The organism is Mesorhizobium sp. M4B.F.Ca.ET.089.01.1.1 (genome assembly GCF_004022605.1).
GTDB classification, from domain to species: Bacteria; Pseudomonadota; Alphaproteobacteria; order Rhizobiales; family Rhizobiaceae; genus Mesorhizobium; species Mesorhizobium abyssinicae.
This window is the reverse complement of record NZ_RZOS01000618.1, coordinates 1-2685: the sequence shown is the minus strand read 5'-3', so window position 1 is coordinate 2685 and position 2685 is coordinate 1. Positions and strand designations below refer to the sequence as shown.

Below are 2685 nucleotides of genomic sequence, written 5' to 3'. Positions count from 1 at the left end.
AAGGCGACCGGGGCGCTGATCGTATAGGGGATGCCGAGCCGCTCGATATGCCGCTCGACCAGATATTTGCTTTCGAAATGCGGGATGCCGGTTTTCTTGTTGGCGTCGGCGACGGACGAATAGACGAGATGCCCGACGCCGGCAGCCTTCGCCGCGTCGGCGGCAAGGATACCCTGGCGGGTCTCTTCCTCCATGCCGGCCTCGGTCATGGTGCCCATCAGGAACATGGTGTCGACGCCGCTCGCCGCCTTCACGATTGAAGCCGAGTCGGAAAGATCGCCCGCCACGATTTCGGCGCCGGCGGTCGCCAGCTGCCGCGCCGCCTTGCCGTCCGGCGAGCGCGTCAACGCCTTGACGCCGTGGCCCTTGGCAAGAAGAGCGCGCGCGACCGCGCCGCCTTGCTGGCCGGTGGCGCCGGTCACCAGAATGTCTCTTTTGATGGTCATCTGTTTGCTCCTTGTTTGCGTGGAGCAAAGTTAGGGTTTGCCATTGATGCATAATCACCTATAATTGGAAAACTTTGTCCCACTCTTGGATACAATGATCGACCTCAACGACATCGCGGTTTTTGCCCGCGTTGTGGAAGCCGGCAGCTTCACCGCCGCCGCGCGCCTGCTTGCCATGCCAAAGACGACGGTCAGCCGCCGCATTGCCGCGCTCGAGCGCGAGTTCGGCGTCCGCCTGCTGCAGCGCACGACCCGCAGCCTCAACATGACGGATGCTGGGCGCCTTTATTACGAGCAGAGCAGCCAGGCACTGCGGGCGATCGAAGAGGCCAATCTGCGCCTTGCCGAGGCGAGCGCGGAACCATCGGGCACGATCCGCATCTCGGCGCCCGTCGGTTTCGGCGCCTATTTCCTCAACCGCGCCGTGGTCGAGTTTCTCGAGATCTATCCGAAGACCAAGGTCGAGCTTCGCCTGACCGACGACAAGCTCAACCTGGTCGAGGACGGGATCGATCTCGCCTTCCGCACTGGCGTCTTGCAGGATTCGACGCTGATCGCCCGCAAGCTCGGCTCGACGCACAGGCATCTCTGCGCCAGCCCGGACTATCTCGAGCGCCATGGAGCACCCGAAGCGCCGGCGGACCTCGCTCACCACCACTGCGTCATTGCCGGCCCCTCGGCAGCCGGCGCTCACTGGGTCCTGGACGGGCCGCAAGGCCAGGAGACGGTGACGGTATCCGGGCGCTTCGCCGCCAACGAGATGCAGGCTGTGGTCGCCGCCGCCATTGCCGGCTACGGCATCGCTCAATTGCCCTACGGAATGGCGGACGCACTGATCGGCGAGGGGCGGCTGCGCCGCGTCCTTGGGGATTACACCACGCCGGCCGGCGGTCTTTACGTCCTCTATCCGAGCAGCCGCCACCTGTCGCCCCTGGTCAAGGCGTTCATCGATCTGGCGACCGAGCGGATTTCGAATCGGGTAAACAGTGCATAAAGCTGTGCGTACCCATGCGACCAACTTCTGATTGCGAGACCTAGATGAGCGAGCGCATTGTCAGTTTCGTCATGAGTGGCGGCGTCGGCTCGCGGCTCTGGCCGCTGTCGCGCGAGGACAATCCCAAGCAGTTCCACGATTTTTCCGGCGACGGTTCGATGCTGGCCAAGACCTTGCGCCGGCTGGCGGCAAGGCCGGCCGGCGAAACGCCGATCTTCCTGATCGCCTCCGAGCGCCACGCCGAGCGCGTCCATGCCGACCTCGCAGGCCTCGATCTTGCCGGCGGCGGCCCGCTGTTCGAGCCGACCGGACGCAACACCGCGGCCGCCGTCGCGCTCGCCACATTGCGCACGCTGTCCGAATTCGGCGACAGCCTGGTGCTGGTGGTGCCGTCCGATCACGAGATTTCGACCGCGGAGCAGTTCTGGCGCAGTGTTGAAGCCGGGGCCGTGGCGGCTCATGCCGGCCGCCTGGTGGTGTTCGGCATCAAGCCGACCCAGCCCGAGACCGGCTACGGCTATATAGAGGTCGCCGCCGACAGAGACGGTGTGTTCGATGTCTCGCGTTTCGTCGAGAAGCCCGACCTCGCCACCGCGCAAGCCTATCTCGAAGCCGGAACCTTCTACTGGAACACCGGCATCTTCCTGTTTCGCGCCCGCGCCATGCGCGACGCCTTCGCGGCTTTCGCGCCTGATATCTGGCAGGCCACCGAAGCCGCCTATAAGGCGGCGACATCGGATCTTTCCGGTCTCTATATGCCGCTGGAACTCTATTCCGCCATCCCATCGACCTCGATCGACTACGCCATCATGGAGCGTGCCAAGGGCATCGCCATGGTGCCGGCCGGCTTCCGCTGGAACGATCTCGGCTCCTGGCAGTCGCTGCTCGATGTCGGCCCTTCCGACAATCAAGGCAACGTCATCGTCGGCGACGTCGTCGCCATCGATTGCGAGAATTCCTACATTCGCGGCGAGGGCCGGCTGCTCTCGGCCATCGGCATGAAGGACGTCGCCATCGTCTCGACCGCCGACGCCACTTTTGTGGCGCCGGTCAGCCACAGCCAGCACGTCAAGAAGATCGTCGAGCAGCTGGAGAAGTCGGGTCGCCTGGAAACCCGCTTCACGCCGGCGCATGACCGCGTCATCGAAAGCGGCGCCTGGCGGCAGCGCGTACATCACTGGCTGTTCGACGAGACGCTGCCGCCAGGCGCCGCTTTCGATGACGCGGTCATGCGCCGGCGTGAAG

At 64.7% G+C, this 2685-nt stretch carries 3 protein-coding genes; 2 read left to right on the top strand and 1 reads right to left on the bottom strand.

The window, feature by feature from the left end; translation table 11 throughout:
• Positions 1-446 (bottom strand): NmrA family NAD(P)-binding protein (locus tag EN780_RS31645; RefSeq protein WP_128276234.1); only part of this gene is annotated, 446 nt, incomplete at its 3' end.
• A 94-nt stretch (positions 447-540) separates the two neighbouring features.
• On the opposite strand from EN780_RS31645, the gene EN780_RS31640 reads away from it, so the two are divergent.
• Positions 541-1440: a LysR family transcriptional regulator gene (locus EN780_RS31640; RefSeq protein WP_128276233.1), complete on the top strand. Its 900-nt coding sequence runs from the start codon at positions 541-543 to the stop codon at positions 1438-1440.
• 44 nt (positions 1441-1484) lie between these two features.
• Positions 1485-2685, top strand: a 1201-nt coding sequence (locus tag EN780_RS31635; protein ID WP_128276232.1) for a mannose-1-phosphate guanylyltransferase/mannose-6-phosphate isomerase, incomplete at its 3' end; no start/stop codon positions are given.

Bases quoted from the DNA above. Each gene is read 5' to 3' on its own strand.
- EN780_RS31640 (WP_128276233.1), top strand. From the start codon at position 541: ATGATCGACCTCAACGACATCGCGGTTTTTGCCCGCGTTGTGGAAGCC.